This is a genomic window from Neisseria uirgultaei, from assembly GCF_962719845.1.
Lineage (GTDB): Bacteria > Pseudomonadota > Gammaproteobacteria > Burkholderiales > Neisseriaceae > Neisseria > Neisseria bergeri.
Genome location: NZ_CAUIYF010000001.1, coordinates 20,465 through 37,340 on the forward strand (window position 1 = coordinate 20,465; position 16,876 = coordinate 37,340).

The 16,876-nt window shown below is 52.3% G+C and carries 15 protein-coding genes and 1 pseudogene; 5 read left to right on the forward strand and 11 right to left on the reverse strand.

The genetic code is table 11. From position 1 onward, the window contains the following. The first annotated feature begins 36 nt into the window (after nucleotides 1-36). Nucleotides 37-570, forward strand: a complete 534-nt coding sequence (locus tag Q9J32_RS00110; RefSeq protein WP_301883867.1) for a C40 family peptidase — start codon at nucleotides 37-39, stop codon at nucleotides 568-570. Between the two features lie 83 nt (nucleotides 571-653). On the opposite strand, the gene Q9J32_RS10145 is transcribed toward Q9J32_RS00110, so the two are convergent. The 6 genes from Q9J32_RS10145 to zwf all read right to left on the reverse strand — a co-directional run bounded on the left by Q9J32_RS10145 (nucleotide 654) and on the right by zwf (nucleotide 7,992). Beyond that, on the reverse strand, nucleotides 654-1,856 hold the full coding sequence (locus Q9J32_RS10145; RefSeq protein WP_301883865.1) for a DUF1311 domain-containing protein: 1,203 nt from the start codon (nucleotides 1,854-1,856) through the stop codon (nucleotides 654-656). 200 nt (nucleotides 1,857-2,056) lie between these two features. Then, nucleotides 2,057-3,706, reverse strand: a complete 1,650-nt coding sequence (gene pgi / locus Q9J32_RS00120) for a glucose-6-phosphate isomerase (RefSeq protein ID WP_301883912.1) — start codon at nucleotides 3,704-3,706, stop codon at nucleotides 2,057-2,059. A 120-nt stretch (nucleotides 3,707-3,826) separates the two neighbouring features. Then, a complete protein-coding gene (gene hexR / locus Q9J32_RS00125; protein ID WP_002213148.1) occupies nucleotides 3,827-4,675 on the reverse strand; it encodes a DNA-binding transcriptional regulator HexR in 849 nt (282 codons plus the stop codon). A gap of 49 nt (nucleotides 4,676-4,724) precedes the next feature. Next, on the reverse strand, nucleotides 4,725-5,711 hold the full coding sequence (locus Q9J32_RS00130) for a glucokinase (protein WP_301883864.1): 987 nt from the start codon (nucleotides 5,709-5,711) through the stop codon (nucleotides 4,725-4,727). Continuing rightward, nucleotides 5,692-6,387: a 6-phosphogluconolactonase gene (pgl, locus tag Q9J32_RS00135; RefSeq protein WP_301883862.1), complete on the reverse strand. Its 696-nt coding sequence runs from the start codon at nucleotides 6,385-6,387 to the stop codon at nucleotides 5,692-5,694. The genes Q9J32_RS00130 and pgl overlap by 20 nt, the downstream gene beginning before the upstream one ends. A gap of 159 nt (nucleotides 6,388-6,546) precedes the next feature. Further along, nucleotides 6,547-7,992: a glucose-6-phosphate dehydrogenase gene (gene zwf / locus Q9J32_RS00140; protein ID WP_301673368.1), complete on the reverse strand. Its 1,446-nt coding sequence runs from the start codon at nucleotides 7,990-7,992 to the stop codon at nucleotides 6,547-6,549. A 413-nt stretch (nucleotides 7,993-8,405) separates the two neighbouring features. On the opposite strand from zwf, the gene edd reads away from it, so the two are divergent. Next, complete coding sequence (gene edd, locus Q9J32_RS00145) at nucleotides 8,406-10,241, forward strand: phosphogluconate dehydratase (RefSeq protein ID WP_301883860.1); 1,836 nt, start codon at nucleotides 8,406-8,408, stop codon at nucleotides 10,239-10,241. Between the two features lie 336 nt (nucleotides 10,242-10,577). Beyond that, on the forward strand, nucleotides 10,578-11,216 hold the full coding sequence (locus tag Q9J32_RS00150; RefSeq protein WP_301883858.1) for a bifunctional 4-hydroxy-2-oxoglutarate aldolase/2-dehydro-3-deoxy-phosphogluconate aldolase: 639 nt from the start codon (nucleotides 10,578-10,580) through the stop codon (nucleotides 11,214-11,216). A 593-nt stretch (nucleotides 11,217-11,809) separates the two neighbouring features. On the opposite strand, the gene Q9J32_RS00155 is transcribed toward Q9J32_RS00150, so the two are convergent. Beyond that, nucleotides 11,810-12,850 carry a zinc-dependent alcohol dehydrogenase family protein gene (locus Q9J32_RS00155; protein WP_301883855.1) on the reverse strand — a complete coding sequence of 347 codons (1,041 nt, stop codon included), beginning with the start codon at nucleotides 12,848-12,850 and terminating at the stop codon, nucleotides 11,810-11,812. Between the two features lie 162 nt (nucleotides 12,851-13,012). On the opposite strand from Q9J32_RS00155, the gene mutY reads away from it, so the two are divergent. Continuing rightward, nucleotides 13,013-14,053, forward strand: a complete 1,041-nt coding sequence (gene mutY / locus Q9J32_RS00160; protein WP_301883853.1) for an A/G-specific adenine glycosylase — start codon at nucleotides 13,013-13,015, stop codon at nucleotides 14,051-14,053. A gap of 162 nt (nucleotides 14,054-14,215) precedes the next feature. After that, entirely contained in the window at nucleotides 14,216-14,644 is a 429-nt protein-coding gene (locus Q9J32_RS00165; RefSeq protein ID WP_301883852.1) for a hypothetical protein, read from the forward strand. A 223-nt stretch (nucleotides 14,645-14,867) separates the two neighbouring features. Here Q9J32_RS00165 and Q9J32_RS00170 read toward each other — a convergent pair. From Q9J32_RS00170 to Q9J32_RS00185, 4 genes and pseudogenes are all read right to left on the reverse strand, one after another. Beyond that, nucleotides 14,868-15,874, reverse strand: a pseudogene (locus tag Q9J32_RS00170) (IS5 family transposase). 10 nt (nucleotides 15,875-15,884) lie between these two features. Then, nucleotides 15,885-16,187 carry a hypothetical protein gene (locus Q9J32_RS00175; RefSeq protein ID WP_301883850.1) on the reverse strand — a complete coding sequence of 101 codons (303 nt, stop codon included), beginning with the start codon at nucleotides 16,185-16,187 and terminating at the stop codon, nucleotides 15,885-15,887. A gap of 83 nt (nucleotides 16,188-16,270) precedes the next feature. Then, nucleotides 16,271-16,645: a hypothetical protein gene (locus Q9J32_RS00180; protein ID WP_301883848.1), complete on the reverse strand. Its 375-nt coding sequence runs from the start codon at nucleotides 16,643-16,645 to the stop codon at nucleotides 16,271-16,273. 44 nt (nucleotides 16,646-16,689) lie between these two features. Then, nucleotides 16,690-16,875 carry a hypothetical protein gene (locus Q9J32_RS00185; RefSeq protein ID WP_301883847.1) on the reverse strand — a complete coding sequence of 62 codons (186 nt, stop codon included), beginning with the start codon at nucleotides 16,873-16,875 and terminating at the stop codon, nucleotides 16,690-16,692. Nucleotide 16,876: the final 1 nt, after the last annotated feature.

A 16,876-nucleotide genomic window follows, 5' to 3' on the forward strand; every position in this document is an offset into this window, starting at 1 on the left:
TTCAGACGGCATATCCGAACCCGCAAAGGAAAAACCATGTTTCCCCTCAACAAAACCCTTTTCCTCTGTCTCAGCGCACTGCTCCTCGCCTCATGCGGCACGACCTCCGGCAAACACCGCCAACCGAAACCCAAACAGACAGTCCGGCAAATCCAAGCCGTCCGCATCAGCCACATCGACCACACACAAGGCTCGCAGGAACTCATGCTCCACAGCCTCGGACTCATCGGCACGCCCTACAAATGGGGCGGCAGCAGCACCGCAACCGGCTTCGATTGCAGCGGCATGATCCAATTCGTTTACAAAAACGCCCTTAACGTCAACCTTCCCCGCACCGCCCGCGACATGGCGGCAGCCAGCCGCAAAATCCCCGACAGCCGCCTCAAAGCGGGCGACCTCGTATTCTTCAACACCGGCGGCGCACACCGCTACTCACACGTCGGACTCTACATCGGCAACGGCGAATTCATCCATGCCCCCAGCAGCGGCAAAACCATCAAAACCGAAAAACTCTCCACACCGTTTTACGCCAAAAACTACCTTGGAGCACATACGTTTTTTACAGAATAAACAAAACCGTCATCCAAAAGGCCAGCAGCAAAAATGCCGTCTGAAACGCAAAAGCATTTCAGACGGCATCTTCAAATCGAAGGTCAGTTAATCAGATACCCTTGGATTTCCTTGGTTTTTGCATTGATTTCTTTAGTACGGCAGTCAGATTGCGCCAAACCGTATTCGTCGCCATCGGCGCATTTGGCATTCAAACCGTTTTGCCAGTTTCGGTATTCGGGCATAACGGTTTCGGCAATATCGGCGGGCAATGCCTGAACCGCACCATCCAATGCCGCCTTGGCAGTCCTTTCTTTTTTGTCTGCTTCCCTAATAATTTCGTCAATCACTGCTTTCTTGCGGTTGTGCAGCTCTTCCAAGCGTGCTTCGGTTTCCGCCGTTTTGCATGCCAGTTCGCTGATTTTTATGCCGTTTGGCGTTTCACTTTCGGCTTTTGCCTTGCTGGCACAGATTTTATCCATCCCGCTTTTCCATGTTTTCTGTGAGGCTTGCAGCTTGTTTTGGACGGTTTGCGGCAGACCTTTCCAAAATTGTTCAAACTCGCCGCGCGACAATTTGTAGCGCTCCTCCCATTCTGATACGCGGGCTGCCTCCTGTTCTTGGCTCAATGCCTCCTGCGCCGCCGCTTCTTCTGCCTCCCTCGCTTCCTGCGCGGCGGCTTCTGCCGCTTCAAGTTCTTCGTTCCTTTGTTTCGCTTTGTCCAACGGCTCTTTAATCAGTGCCATAGACACCAGCTCGCTGAGCGGATGGATGACTTCGTACGCCTGATTCAGCTCGGCAAAGATTTTGCTTTTGTCGTCTGTCGGCTGGACGCTATAAGAAATAGTTTTGATGTAATACGCGCCTTCTTTGCGGTAGTAGCGTTCAAAAAAGTCGGGCGTTTTCTTATAGCTGTTGCCTATGGATTGGTTGGCGGCGACGGCATAACCGACGACATCTTCCGGCACTTCCAACTTCAGCGTGGCTTCGCATTTCAGTTTGCTGGAAGTGTCGGTTTTTTCGGCAGTACGGATTTCATCGATGGTTATGCCCAAACGTTCGATCATGCTGCGGATATGCGATATGTCGATGTCGGCAAATGCCTGTTCTTTGAATGCGTCATCGTCAAAAGTTTTGACGGTTTCCCCTTCGACATTGTCGCGGATAAGTTTGACCAAAATCTCTTTAGCCTCTTCGCTTCCGCAGGAAACCTCCTTCTCGAAAAACGGATTGCTTATACCCAAACGGTCGCAGCCCGACAAAATCAGCATACTTGCCAATGCCAGTGCGGGTAAGTTCTTTTTCATCGGATTTCCTTTTCCGTCCAAACGGACTGTCGGTCTGCCCGTATATTCCCACACACGGCGGATGCGGGATGTATGGCTGTGAGTGTCTGAAATGGTGCGGCGCATTATACGGGATTGCGGGATGCCTTTGACCCGTTTTCAAACCCGTATCGTGCAAAATGCCGTCTGAACACCTTTCAGACGGCATTTTGCCCCGGTGTTTATGATTTGCGGTTGGTTTGCAGGTAGAGGTTGATCAGGCGTTCGGTCGAGCTGTCGTGCTTTTGCGGCACAGTTTCGCCGGTCAGTTCGCCCAAAATGGTTTTAGCCAGTTGTTTGCCGAGTTCCACGCCCCACTGGTCGAAGCTGTTGATGCCCCAAATGATGCCTTGGACGAAGGTTTTGTGTTCGTACATGGCAATCAGGCTGCCCATATTGCGCGGATTGATTTTATCCATGAGGATGAGGTTGGTCGGACGGTTGCCGGAAAAGGTTTTGTGCGGAATCAGCTCTTCGATACGCGCTTCGTCCATGCCTTGAGCTTGAAGCTCGGCGCGCACTTCGTCCGGCGTTTTACCGCGCATAAAGGCTTCGGCTTGTGCAAAGACGTTCGCCAACAGGATTTCATGGTGGCCGCGCAGGTTGCTGCGTTTTTCAAGGGAGGCAATCAGGTCAATCGGCGTGATGTGCGTACCTTGGTGCAGCAGTTGGAAGAAGGCATGCTGGCCGTTGATACCGGTTTCGCCCCAAATAATCGGCGAAGTTTCGTAACCGACAGCTTTGCCGTCAAGGGTCACTTGTTTGCCATTGCTCTCCATATCGAGCTGCTGGATGAATTTGGGCAGGCGGTGCAGATGTTGGTCGTAAGGCGCGATGACGTGGCTTCCGCCGCCGTAGTAGTTGATGTACCAGATGCCGATAAGGGCGAGGATGGCGGGCAGGTTGCGCTCGAGCGGAGTGTTGATGAAATGTTGGTCCATCAGGTGCGCGCCGTTGAGCATTTCGATGAAGTTTTCTTCGCCGAGATACAGCATAATCGGCAATCCGATGGCGGACCACAGGCTGTAACGGCCGCCGACCCAGTCCCAAAATTCAAACATATTGGCGGTGTCGATGCCGAATTCGGCAACGGCTTTTTGGTTGGTGGAAACAGCAACGAAATGTTTGGCGACGGCGCTTTCATCGCCCGCATGATTCAAAAACCATTCGCGCGCGGTCAGCGCGTTGGTCAGCGTTTCCTGCGTGGTAAAGGTTTTGGAGGCGATAATGAACAGCGTGGTTTCGGGGTGGACTTTGGACAATACGTCGCGCAGTTGCGATCCGTCCACGTTGGAGACGAAGTGCATCTTCAGGCGCGGATGTCCGAAAGGCTTGAGCGCGGTACACATCATCAGCGGGCCCAAATCCGATCCGCCGATGCCGATGTTGACAACGTCGGTAATCACTTGGTTGGTATAGCCCAGCCAGCTTCCGCTGCGGACTTCGTGTGCAAATTCGCCCATACGTTGCAAAACGCGGTTGACTTTGGGCATAACATCTTCACCGTCAACCACAATCGGCGAATTGGTGCGGTTGCGAAGGGCGACGTGGAGGACGGCGCGGTTTTCCGTCGTATTGATTTTTTCGCCGTGGAACATCTGCCGCATTCGCTCCGGCACGCCTGCTTCGCGGGCAAGCTCGAACAAAAGCGACATGGTTTCGTCGTTGATGCGGTTTTTGGAGTAGTCCAGCGTCAGTCCGCCGACCTGCAGCCAGTAGCGTTCCGCACGCTGCGGGTCTTGCTCGAACATTTCGCGCATATGCAATGTTTTGCTGTCGTCAAAGTGGTTCCACAATTTCGACCATGCGGGTAAGTCGTGAAGGTGTTTCATCTGTATGCTCCTGAATGAGGTTTTTTGTTGTGGGATGCAGAGGCTGCCGGAAACTGCCGCAAGCCGCTGACGGCCGTTGTCCGGCATTTCAGACGGCATTTGCGGGATGCCGTCTGAAGGTCAATCTTTGTCGTAATCGATGTGCTTGTTGTGTATGCTTTTTTTGCTTTTCTGCAATTGCAGGCTGGCAGCATCGCCCAAGCGCAGGGCAAGTCCGATGGCGAGAATATCGATGACGGCAAGCTGCAAGAGGCGGGAAACCATGGGCGTGTAGAGTTCGGCGTTTTCCTGTGTGGCAACGCTCAACACGCAGTCGGCAAGTTGCGCCAGAGGCGAATCGTTGCGGGTCAGCGCGATGACGGACGCGCCGTTTTCTTTGGCGATGCTGACTGCATCCAAAAGTTCGATAGACGAACCCGTGTTGGAAATGGCAACCAAAACATCCTGATCGCTCAAAACGGATGCCGCCATCAGCTGCGTGTGCGTATCGACATAGGCGACCGTGGACATGCCGAAACGGAAAAACTTGTGCTGCGCGTCCTGCGCGACGATACCGGAATTGCCGACACCGTAAAACTCGACGCGGCGGGCGTGCATCAGTGTGGCAATGGCGTTTTCCAGCTCCGACTCTTTCAGGAAGCGGCGTTCGCCCAACAGCGAGGCGGCGGCATTGCCCAATACTTTCTCGACCACGCTTGCCATATCGTCGTCGGCGTTGAGTTCTTCGTGGACATAGGGCATACCCTCATGACCGATGCTGGCGGACAACGCGAGCTTGAACTCGGGCAGTCCTTTATAACCGAGGCTGCGGCAGAATCGGATGACGGTCGGCTGGCTGACGGACGCACGTTCGGCAATTTCGGCAACGGCGGCATGGACGAACCATTTGGGTTCCGCCAATGCACATTCGGCGACTTTGCGTTCCGCACCGGAAAGGTTTGCCAGTGATTCGCTGATTTTGCTTAACATAATGATATGCCCTTCGATAATGCAGCCCCGCTGCAAGGAGCCGCTGTGGTTAAACGTTTCTCAAATGGTTGTCGAGAGCCGCAGCCGCACCGGAAATTCCGGGAAACTCGCTCAAGACGACATACACGGGAATCGCGGCAAGATATGCTTCAAACCTGCCCTTGTTCTCAAAACGGCTGCGGAACGGGGAAGTTTTGAAGTATTCCAACACGCGGGGAATAATGCCGCCGCACAGGTACACGCCGCCGCGCGCGCCCAGCGTCAGGGCGAGGTTGGAAGCAACCGTGCCGAGCATGGCGCAGAAGATGTCCAAAGTCTGACGGCACAAAGGCGACGTGCCGCTCAAAGCCTTTTCCGTGATTTCAGACGGCATCAGTTTGGCGGGTTTCGCTTTCTGTTTTGCAGCCAAAGCCTCGTAAACCAAGCTCAAGCCCGCGCCGCTCAAAAAGCGTTCGGCAGAAACATGGCCGTATTTGTTTTTGGCGTACTGCCAAATCAGCACTTCCATATCGTCAAACGGCGGGAAACTGGTATGCCCGCCCTCGCCCGCCAAAGCCACCCAGCCTGCGGGGCTGTGCACCAATCCGCTCACGCCCAGGCCGGTACCGGGGCCGATAACGGCTTTTGGGGCAAATTCGACAGGTTTTTGCCCGCCTACCTGCATCAGGTCTTTGCTTGAAGTCTGCGTTACCGCCAATGCCTGCGCGGTAAAGTCGTTCAACAGAATCAACGTTTCAAAACCCAAAGCCTGACGGGTGGTTTCGATGGAGAATGCCCAATGGTGGTTGGTCATCTGCACCCAGTCGCCTAAAATCGGGTTGGCGATGGCAAATGCCGCGTGCAGCACGCCTGTTGCACCACTTTGGTTCAGATAGGCACGCACCGCGTCGGTAACCGTATCGTAGTCCTTACACGGAAGCACGGTGGCTTTTTCGATGACGCGCGGCGCGGTTTCCAATGCGAAACGGGCGTTTGTGCCGCCGATGTCGGCGACCAGCCTCGGGTAATCGGCGTGTTTATTCGGCGTAGAAGACATGGCAGTTCACTCCTTGGCGGTTCAATACGAAGCTGATCGGATATTCGCGGTTTTCGCCTTGTGCGGCTTGGTCGAACACGGCTTTTTTCTCCGCGCCCTGAATCGCCAAAAACACATGCCCCGTATGGGCAATCGCATCCAAAGTCATGCTGATACGCTCGTGCGGCGCGGTAACGGGCGTGGTATGCACCAGCGCGACACCTGCCGAACCGTCGATTGCCGTCTGAAACTGCGGAGCTTTCGGGAAAATCGAAGCCGTATGCCCGTCGTTTCCCATACCCAAAATCAAAACATCGGGCTGCTTGTAATGTTTCAGCGCATAATCGACAACAGCATCGGGATGTAATTCGGTTTCAGTTTTTCCGTCTTCCACCATAGGAATCCACATTGCCGCTTCCGCTTTGTTCTTCAACAGGTATTCGCGCACCAGACCGGTATTGCTGTCGGCGTGGTTGGTCGGCACGACGCGTTCGTCAACCAAAGTAACGCCCACTTTGCCCCAGTCCAAATCTTTTTGCGACAAGGCGTTGAAAAACGCAATCGGCGAACGTCCGCCGGAGACTGCCAACACCGCACTGCCTTTTTCATCCAGCGCGCCCTGCAATGAAGCCGCTACGGCATCGGCCAAAGACTGCGCCGCTTCTGCCGCGTTTCCGTATTCGTGCCAAACAAACATATTTGTGTCCTTTTGTGATTTCAGACGGCATATCCCGTTACGGGGCGGCTGCCGGGCAATGGCTTATGCCGCTTCCGCCCCGAAGCGGGACTGCTTTTCCTGCCCCGACCTCCTTCAGACGGCATTTCAAACCCCATGCCGTCTGAACGCATTATTGCATTACTGCTCTTCGTGCCACTTGTGTCCGTCGCGTGCCAACAGTTCGCGGGCGGCTTCGGGACCCCAAGAATGTGCGCCGTAACCGTGCGGCGGCGTGGTATTGCCTGCCCAGTTTTCCAAAATCGGCATCACATATTCCCAAGCGGCTTCGAGTTCGTCGCGGCGGTTGAACAAAGCGAGTTTGCCGTTAATCACATCCAACAGCAGGCGTTCGTAAGCCTCGGCGCGGCGGCCTTCCAATGCTTTGCCCAAATCGGTTGCCAGCGGCACGGTTTCGACCTTATTGCCAGCACCCGGGGTTTTCATCTGCGTATAGAGGCGCACGGATTCATGCGGTTGCAACTCGATAACGAGCCGGTTGGGCGCGGTGCGGCTGCCTTCAAAAATATGGCTGTTCAAATCTTTGAAGTTCAAAACGATTTCCGCCACTTTGCCCGCCATGCGCTTGCCTGTACGCAGGTAAAAGGGAACGCCCTTCCAGCGTTCGTTTTCGATTTCGGCTTTAATGGCGACGTAGGTTTCGGTAAAGCTGTCTTGCGGAACGTTGATTTCCTCAAGATAACCGTTCATGCCTTTGGCGGCGGTATATTGTCCGCGCACGACGTTTTCATTGACAGATTCGACGGTCAGCGGCTTCAATGACTTGATGACTTTGACTTTTTCGTCGCGCACCGCGTCGGCATCCAAACTGGCGGGGGCTTCCATCGCAGTCATGCACAGCATCTGCATCAAATGGTTTTGCACCATATCGCGCAACGCGCCGGTAATGTCGTAAAACTCGCCGCGCTCTTCCACACCGAGCTGTTCGGCAATGGTCAGCTGCACGCTTTCAATATATTTGTTGTTCCACAGCGGCTCGAACATCACGTTGGCAAAACGCAGCGCCAGCAGGTTTTGCAGGCTTTCTTTGCCAAGGTAGTGGTCGATGCGGTAAATTTGCCCTTCTTTGAAATAACGCGCCACATCGGTATTGATTTGTTGGGAAGAAGCCAAATCCGTACCCAGCGGTTTTTCCAAAACCACGCGCACATTGTCGGCATTCAAACCGATCGCAGCAAGGTTCTCGCAGGCTTGCGCGAAGAATTTGGGCGCGGTGGACAGATAAATGACGACGTTGTCGGTTTCTTTGCACGCTTTGACCAAATCGCCCAAAGCGGCAAAATCGTCCGGCTGCGTAACATCGACTTTGAGATATGCGAGACGTTCGACAAACGATGCCCAAGCCTCATCGGAAAAATTTTCTTTCACATGGATTTTGGAACTGGTTTCCACCTTCGCCAGAAAACCTTCTGTATCCAACTCGCTGCGGCTGACCCCCAAAATACGCCCTTCGGGATGAAGCAGACCGGCCACGTGCGCCTGATACAGGCAGGGCAACAGCTTGCGCATCGCCAAATCGCCGGTCGCACCGAACAACACCAAATCAAAATTTGTTTGTGTACTCATCGTATTATCTCGTCAGGAAAGAATTTTTCGATGCCGTCTGAAACCTGCTTTTCCCATCACGCTGCATCACAATATCGGAAACAAAGGCAGGCGGCATAATGAGTAGTAATACTACACACCGCTACACTTTTTGTCTATTCCCATTTTTACAATTTATTTGACTTAGTCCAAAAATCGGGCAGGTTTCCCCTATTCCGTTACAACAATCGGAAGATTCTGCGATTTAAATCAAATTTCTTTTCAATGCCTGATTTTTTTGTAACAAAATTACAAATTTTGTACTATAATAGCACCCGCTTCCCACTTTCAGACGGCATATCTTTTAAAACACTCCCCGTCTGAATACCCGATACAAAAATCAGAAACGCACAAACAAATCCCCAATACCACCCCGTTCCGACAGGAGACCGACCGTGAACACTACTCCTATCCACTCCAAACTCGCCGAAATTACCGGGCGCATTATCGAACGCAGCCGTCCGACGCGTGAAAAATATCTGGCGAAAATCCGCAGTGCCAAACAAATGGGACGCTTAGAGCGCAACCAGCTCGGCTGCTCCAACTTGGCGCACGGCTATGCTGCCATGCCTAAAAGCATCAAAATCGAAATGCTTCAGGACACCGTCCCCAACTTAGGCATCATCACCGCCTACAACGACATGGTTTCCGCACACCAGCCGTTTAAAGACTTCCCCGACCAAATCAAAGACGAAGCGCAGAAAAACGGCGCGACCGCCCAAGTCGCCGGCGGTACGCCCGCCATGTGCGACGGTATCACGCAAGGCTACGCCGGTATGGAATTGTCGCTGTTCTCTCGCGACGTCATCGCCATGAGTACCGCCATCGGCCTGTCGCACCAAATGTTCGACGGCAGCCTGTTTATGGGCGTGTGCGACAAAATCGTACCGGGTTTGATGATAGGCGCGCTTTCGTTCGGTCATATCCCCGGCATCTTCGTTCCCGCCGGCCCGATGTCCAGCGGTATCGGCAATAAGGAAAAAGCCCGCACCCGCCAGCTTTTTGCCGAAGGCAAAGTCGGACGCGACGAACTTTTGAAAAGCGAAATGGGTTCTTACCACAGCCCGGGCACCTGCACTTTCTACGGCACGGCAAACTCCAACCAAATGATGATGGAAATGATGGGCGTACACCTGCCTGCCGCCGCCTTCGTCCATCCCTATACCGACCTGCGCGAAGCCCTGACCCGCTACGCCGCCGGACATCTCGCGCGCGGCATCAAAAACGGCACGATTAAACCTTTGGGCGAAATGTTGACCGAAAAATCCTTCATCAACGCCCTGATTGGTCTGATGGCGACCGGCGGCTCGACCAACCACACCATGCACCTCGTTGCCATGGCGCGTGCCGCAGGCGTGATTTTGAACTGGGACGACTTTGATGAAATTTCTTCTATCATTCCATTGCTGATTCGTGTGTACCCCAACGGCAAAGCCGATGTGAACCACTTTACCGCTGCCGGCGGCCTGCCTTTCGTTATCCGCGAATTGCTGGACGCAGGCCTGTTGCACGACGATGTCGATACCGTCGTCGGACACGGCATGCGCCACTACACCAAAGAGCCTTTCCTCATCGACGGCAAACTCGAATGGCGCGAAGTGCCCGAAACCAGCGGCAATGAAGACATTCTGCGTAAAGCTGACAATCCGTTCTCCCCGGACGGCGGTCTCCGCCTGATGAAAGGCAACATCGGTCGCGGCGTGATTAAAGTGTCCGCCGTGCGCGAAGGCTGCCGCATCATCGAAGCGCCCGCCATCGTATTCAACGACCAACGCGAAGTATTGGCTGCGTTTGAGCGCGGCGAGTTGGAACGCGATTTCGTCTGCGTCGTCCGCTACCAAGGTCCGCGCGCCAACGGTATGCCCGAATTGCACAAACTGACCCCTCCTTTAGGCATTCTGCAAGACCGCGGCTTCAAAGTAGCACTGCTGACCGACGGCCGTATGTCCGGTGCGTCCGGCAAAGTTCCGGCCTCCATCCACATGACGCCCGAAGCCCTGATGGGCGGCAACATCGCCAAAATCCGTACCGGCGACCTGATCCGCTTCGACTCTGTTACCGGCGAACTCAACGTCCTGATTGACGAAGCCGAATGGAACGCCCGCGAAGTCGAGCGCATCGACTTGGGCGCGAACCAACAAGGCTGCGGTCGCGAACTCTTCGCCGGCTTCCGCAGTATGACCAGCAGCGCAGAAACCGGTGCTATGAGTTTCGGCGGCGAATTTGCTTGATGCACGTTTCAGACGACCTTTGTGAACGGAAGGTCGTCTGAAAAATTATTGAAGCCGTTTAAGATAGACGTAGGCCGGATTCTCGAATCCAACGTTATCAGGGCATTTGTCGAATATGAGTATCCGAATACAGCCTCTAAAGGTCGTCTGAAACTTAAACCCCGTCCCGTTTGAACACAGCAGACGTAGCGTGGGCTTAGCCCGCGAATAAAACCAAAGACGTAGGTCGGATTCTCGAATCCGACCTACAGCCCCCAAAGGTCGTCTGAAAACTTAAACCCCCATCCCGTTTGACCGCAGCAAAAAACAACACTCCCTTCCACTTGGAGAACCGAAATGTCCAAACTGACCCCCCGCAAAATTTTAACTGCCGGCGCAGTTGTGCCGGTAATGGCGATTGACGACTTGAGCACTGCCGTCGATTTATCCCATGCCCTTGTCGAAGGCGGCATTCCTACCCTCGAAATCACCTTGCGCACCCCCGTCGGCCTCGACGCCATCCGCCTGATTGCCAAAGAAGTACCCAACGCCATCGTCGGCGCAGGTACGGTAACCAATCCCGAACAGCTCAAAGCCGTCGAAGACGCAGGCGCGGTTTTCGCCATCAGCCCGGGCCTGCACGAATCCCTCGCCAAAGCCAGCCACAATAGCGGCATCCCCCTGATTCCCGGCGTTGCCACTCCGGGCGAAGTCCAACTGGCTTTGGAACACGGCATCGACACACTCAAACTCTTCCCTGCCGAAGTTGTCGGCGGCAAAGCGATGCTCAAAGCCCTCTACGGACCTTACGCCGACGTACGCTTCTGCCCGACCGGCGGCATCAGCCTGGCCACCGCCCCCGAGTACTTGGCACTGCCCAACGTCCTGTGCGTCGGCGGCTCATGGCTGACGCCGAAAGAAGCTGTAAAAAACAAAGACTGGGACACCATCACCCGCCTCGCCAAAGAAGCGGCGGCATTGAAACCCAAAGCCTGAACCGCATCGTAAAAATGCCGTCTGAAGCCCTTTGCTGTTTCAGATGGCATTTTGCCGCTTGGCGGCCCAGTCGGCATACACGGCAGCACCTCCCCTAAAATACCCATCCATCTCCCGCATAATGCGAAGGACACACGATATGAGGAAATATATGACGAGAAAAATAATTATAATATATTTATCAAGTAGTTAGAAAATCGCCCTATCGGTAAAATGTCGTGATGAACAGCTAAAACTAACAAGTTAACCGTCGTTAAAAAATAACGCTCAGAGACCTTTGCAAAATTCCTTTTCTTCAAACAGCCGACATCCAACCACAGGTTTTTCGGCTGTTTTCGTTTCAAATACCCGCCGTTCCCACCAAAATATCCCATTAATCCCCCTTAAATATAGTGGATTAACAAAAACCAGTACGGCGTTACCTCGCCTTGCCGTACTATTTGTACTGTCTGCGGCTTCGTCGCCTTGTCCTAATTTTTGTTAATCCACTATACCTGATTGATCAGGCACAGCCCGTTTTACGCGGCTGAAAAAATGCCGTCTGAAACACGTTCAGACGGCATCCGCTTAAAAAACAACTGATTCAACGCCGATTAATCCGCTTCCAAAACCACTTTCATCGCTTGGTTTTCGGCGGCGTGTTTGAACACGTCGTAAGCTTTTTCCAATTCGCTGAATTTGAAATGGTGGGTCAACATTTTGGTGTAATCGACGGAGCTGCTGGAAATTGCCTTCATCAGCATTTCGGTGGTATTGGCGTTTACCAGGCCGGTTGTGATGGCAAGGTTTTTAATCCAGAGTTTTTCAAGTTTGAAATCAACGGATTGACCATGTACGCCAACCACAGCGATATGGCCGCCGGGTTTCACGATGTCTTGGCACATATTCCAAGTTGCAGGGATACCGACCGCTTCGATGGCACAATCTACGCCGTCTTCGCCGACGATAGCGGCAACTTGCTTGCTTACATCGCCGGAAGCAGGGTTAATGGTATGGGTCGTGCCCAACTCTTTCGCCAGTTTCAAACGGTTTTCGTCCATATCGCAAACGATGATGGCGGCGGGGCTATACAGTTGGGCGGTCAGCAAGGCGGACATGCCGACAGGGCCTGCACCAGCGATGAATACGGTGTCGCCGGGTTTGACATCACCATATTGCACGCCGATTTCGTGTGCGGTCGGCAAAGCGTCGCTCAACAGCAGGGCGACTTCTTCGTTGACATTGTCGGGCAGCGGAACAAGGCTGTTGTCTGCATAAGGCGTACGGACGTATTCGGCCTGCGTACCGTCAATCATATAGCCCAAAATCCAACCGCCATTGCGGCAGTGTGAATAGAGTTGGATTTTGCAGTTGTCGCAAGTGCAGCATTTGCTGACGCATGAAATAATGACTTTATCACCGACTTTAATGTTTTTTACAGCATCGCCGACTTCTTCTACAATACCGATGCCTTCATGGCCGAGAATACGGCCGTCGGCGACTTCGGGGTTTTTGCCTTTCCAAATACCCAAATCAGTACCGCAAATCGTGGTTTTGACGATTTTCACCACCGCATCGGTCGGATCGATAATCTGCGGACGAGGTTTTTCTTCAAAACGGATGTCGTTTGCGCCGTGATAAACCATTGCTTTCATGCTGATACTCCTTGCTTGTTGATAAATAATTTCAATACCGCAATAAAGTCTCTTTGTATGAGTTATATACCCCTATAATCTGTATGTCAATAAGAATTACTTTCACAATGTTATACCATAACATATTGTTTTAAATATAAATAAAACCACAGATTGATATTAATGAACACACCCATCCCCTTCTCCGAACGGCTCATCCGCTGGCAAAAACAATACGGCAGGCACCACCTGCCTTGGCAAGTGCAAAACCCTTATTGCGTCTGGCTTTCCGAAATCATGCTCCAGCAAACGCAGGTCGCCACCGTATTGGACTACTATCCGCGTTTCTTGGAAAAATTCCCGACCGTACAAACGCTTGCCGCTGCGCCGCAAGACGAAGTGTTGTCGTTGTGGGCGGGGTTGGGCTATTACAGCCGCGCGCGCAATCTGCACAAAGCCGCGCAACAAGTCGTCGGACAATTCGGTGGTATCTTTCCATCCGAACGCAAAGACTTGGAAACGCTCTGCGGCGTAGGCAGAAGTACCGCCGCCGCCATTTGCGCCTTTGCCTTCAACCGCCGCGAGACCATTTTGGACGGCAACGTCAAACGCGTACTCTGCCGCGTGTTTGCCCGCGACGGTAATCCGCAGGACAAAAAATTTGAAAACTCGCTCTGGACGCTTGCCGAAAGCCTGATGCCGTCTGAAAACACCGATATGCCTGCCTACACGCAGGGCTTGATGGATTTGGGCGCGACCGTGTGCAAACGGACGAAACCCTTGTGCCACCAATGCCCGATGGCGGACATCTGCGAAGCGAAAAAGCAAAACCGCATTGCTGAGTTACCGCGCAAAAAAACTGCCCCCGAAGTACAAACCCTGCCGCTTTATTGGCTGATTGTCCGCAACCGAAACGGCGCAATCTTATTGGAAAAACGCCCTGCCAAAGGCATTTGGGGCGGTCTGTATTGCGTACCGTGTTTTGAAAGTTTGAACGGGCTTTCCGACTTTGCCGCCAAATTCTCCCTGACCATGGCAGATATGGACGAACAAACCGCCCTGACCCACCGCCTGACTCACCGTTTGCTGATGATTACGCCGTTTGAAGGGCAAATGCCGTCTGAAAGCCCTTCAGACGGCATTTGGATAAAGCCGGCGCATTTGAAAGATTACGGCCTGCCCAAGCCTTTGGAAATTTATTTAAACAGTAATAGGTTAGAATAAACAAAATAAACCCATTGAACTGTTGTTTGCAGGTATCGCAGCAAGAACAGCCGATGAATTTGGGTCGTATTTTAGGCAGCGGGATAATGTTCAAATGGGACATTTGGAACGGAAAAAGTCGGCAATTTAAAAAGGATTTAAAAAGCAAAGAAGGTCAAAAATATGAACACAAACTTAAATGACAAAGACAAAGCCATGGATACCGCAATCAGGTTTCAGAAAAGGATGAGGATTCCGAAATTTTTCTTTTTAATTCTCGAAATCACAGTGGTTTTGGCATTTATCCAAGACGTGATAACGGGTTCTAACTTTCTGCAAATAACAATTGTGCAAATAATATTTGCGATATATTTCAGTTTCGGAGGTATCATAATTTTATTCTACATAATCATCGCAGGAATCTGCCCCTATTGCCACGAATTCCAAAAGATGAATTATGGCACCTCCGTCGGCATCGGGTCGGATAGCTTTACTTTCTTTAAAGGCGTTTCCCCTGTTCCAAAAATCGATTACTGCAGCAAATGCGGTAAGCCCCTGTCTCCCGAAGCCGTAAATACGGTGATGAATGATAAAACCGATAAAGGAATGTGAACAGCGTTTTAACAACAGTGAAATAAAATATAAAATTTCAATTTTAAAATAATGAGCTAATGGAAATTTGATCCGAGACCTTTGCAAAATTCCTTTCCCCCCCCAACAACCGAAACCCCAGCACAGGTTTTCGGCTGTTTTCGTTTCAAATATCCACTAATTCTACCCCAATACCCCCTTAATCCTCCCCGGATACCCGATAATCAGGCATCCGGGCCGCCTTTTAGGCGGCAGCAGGCACACTTAGCCTGTTAGCCGCTTTCAACAGGTTCAAACATATCGCCTTCAGATGGCTTTGCGCACTCACTTTAATCAGTCCGAAATAGGCTGCCCGCGCATAGCGGAATTTACGGTGCAGCGTACCGAAGCTTTGTTCGACCACATAACGGGTCTTCAACAAATAGCGGTTGCGTTTGGTTTGCACTTCCGTCAGCGGATGTTTGCGGCAGGCTTTGCGCATAATGCCGTCCGACAACCGATGCTCTTCCAGATGTTGCCGGTTTTCCTTACTGTCATAGCCTTTGTCGGCATAGACGGCCGTACCTTCGGCTATCCCTTCCAGCAAAGGCGACAGGTGGTTGCACTCATGGGTATTGGCGGGGGTAATGTGCAGTTTCCCGATATAGCCTTCCCCATCGGTGCGGGTATATTGTTTGTAACCGGGTCTGTATAAACCGTTTTTCTTTGTCCAACGGGCATCTTTGTCTTTGCTCGGTGTGGTTTGGCCGCCGACTTGTCCTTCTTCATCGACTTCTATGGCCTGACGCTGTTTGCCGCCGGCGGTCTGAATAATGGTGGCGTCAACGACGGCGGCGGATGCTTTCTCTATTTTTAAACCTTTTTCGGTCAGTTGGCGGTTAATCAGTTTGAGCAATTCGGACAGGGTGTCGTCTTGCGCCGCCGGTTGCGGTAGCGGCATAAGGTGCCGTAATCGGGGATGCCCAGTTCGTCAAAACGGCAAAACAGGTTGAAATCGATGCGGGTGATGAGGCTGTGTTCGAGTTCGGGATCGGAGAGGCTGTGCCATTGTCCGGGCAGGACGGCTTTGAACATGGACAACGGGGGATAGGCGGGACGGCCGCAGTGGTCTCGAAGGTAACGGGTTTTTTGACGATTCAGGTATTGTTCGATCGGTTGCCAATCAATCACCTGATCCAACTTCAATAATGGGAAGCGGCCGATGTGTTTGGCAATCATGGCTTGGGCGGTTTGCTGGAAGAAGGTGTTCATGAGAAATCCCCTAAATGTCTTGGTGGGGATTTAGGGGGTTTTGGGGATTTTTGTAAAGGTCTCCAGCAGCGAACTGGTTATCTGCAACCGGTAAAACAAAAGCGATGATAACCGTCGCTTTTATAAAAGTACAAGGGAGTTGCAAATAGTGCAATAAACTGCCAAAGTTTTTTTTCAGAAAATGCCGAGATTTTTCTTGGTGCGCTTCATCCGCCGTGGAAATCGGCATCAAACCGCAAAACAGCACGTAATCCGCCCTGTCCTTACCGCACGGATATTCGGCAATCGCCAGATTCCGCCCTTTTCCGGACACGTGCCTTTTTGGTAGTTCAGATTTTCCGTATCCGCTTCCCAACCGGCTTCGCGCAGTTGGGCATCAATCAACAGCAGGCAGGTTTATTTTTCATCCAAATTCTGCATCTGGCGGCTGTGGGCAAAATGTTTGTCCAATTGGTTGCGGCGTGCCTGTTGTTCTTTTTCGCTTTTCGCGGCCAATTCCGTGTGCAATTTTGCCAATTCCGCTTCTTGCGCTTTCAACAGGCGTTGCTCTTCTCCGTTGGAAACGGGCGGATTTTCTAGCGTACTTTGTGTCTGCAAATAGGCAGGATTATCCGACACAAAATCTTCCTGCCCGTCGGCAAAAATGCGGCAAAACCACAATGCAATCTGCCACGCCGCCATCAAACTTTCTACCGCCGCTTTACGGTCGTCGTTAAATACGTGCGTTGCCGCATTGCCGGATTTACGCAAGCCGTGGAAAAGATGCAGCATATCTCAATCAATGCCATAACGTGCAACTGTTTGAGCAGATCCGACTACGAACCGTTTTCCAACTCCGCCAGTCCATAGTTTGCCGCCATGGTTTTCGCCGTCAGCTTGGCAAACTGACGGGTTTTCATCACCAACGTGTTGGAATCGTCGGCAAAATAGCGTTCCGCATTGCGCACAAGCGTAAACAAAATGGGGAAATCGGATTGGGAAAAGGTCAAGTTCGACCGCATC

Excerpts from the sequence above, each read along its gene's own strand:
- Q9J32_RS00110 (WP_301883867.1), top strand. The coding sequence starts at position 37 with ATGTTTCCCCTCAACAAAACCCTTTTCCTCTGTCTCAGCGCACTGCTC.
- Q9J32_RS00150 (WP_301883858.1), top strand. The coding sequence starts at position 10,578 with ATGTCCAAACTGACCCCCCGCAAAATTTTAACTGCCGGCGCAGTTGTG.
- Q9J32_RS00165 (WP_301883852.1), top strand. The coding sequence starts at position 14,216 with ATGAACACAAACTTAAATGACAAAGACAAAGCCATGGATACCGCAATC.
- zwf (WP_301673368.1), bottom strand. The coding sequence starts at position 7,992 with ATGAGTACACAAACAAATTTTGATTTGGTGTTGTTCGGTGCGACCGGC.
- Q9J32_RS10145 (WP_301883865.1), bottom strand. The coding sequence starts at position 1,856 with ATGAAAAAGAACTTACCCGCACTGGCATTGGCAAGTATGCTGATTTTG.
- Q9J32_RS00155 (WP_301883855.1), bottom strand. The coding sequence starts at position 12,850 with ATGAAAGCAATGGTTTATCACGGCGCAAACGACATCCGTTTTGAAGAA.
- hexR (WP_002213148.1), bottom strand. The coding sequence starts at position 4,675 with ATGTTAAGCAAAATCAGCGAATCACTGGCAAACCTTTCCGGTGCGGAA.
- Q9J32_RS00180 (WP_301883848.1), bottom strand. The coding sequence starts at position 16,645 with ATGCTGCATCTTTTCCACGGCTTGCGTAAATCCGGCAATGCGGCAACG.
- Q9J32_RS00130 (WP_301883864.1), bottom strand. The coding sequence starts at position 5,711 with ATGTCTTCTACGCCGAATAAACACGCCGATTACCCGAGGCTGGTCGCC.
- Q9J32_RS00185 (WP_301883847.1), bottom strand. The coding sequence starts at position 16,875 with ATGCGGTCGAACTTGACCTTTTCCCAATCCGATTTCCCCATTTTGTTT.
- pgl (WP_301883862.1), bottom strand. The coding sequence starts at position 6,387 with ATGTTTGTTTGGCACGAATACGGAAACGCGGCAGAAGCGGCGCAGTCT.
- mutY (WP_301883853.1), top strand. The coding sequence starts at position 13,013 with ATGAACACACCCATCCCCTTCTCCGAACGGCTCATCCGCTGGCAAAAA.
- pgi (WP_301883912.1), bottom strand. The coding sequence starts at position 3,706 with ATGAAACACCTTCACGACTTACCCGCATGGTCGAAATTGTGGAACCAC.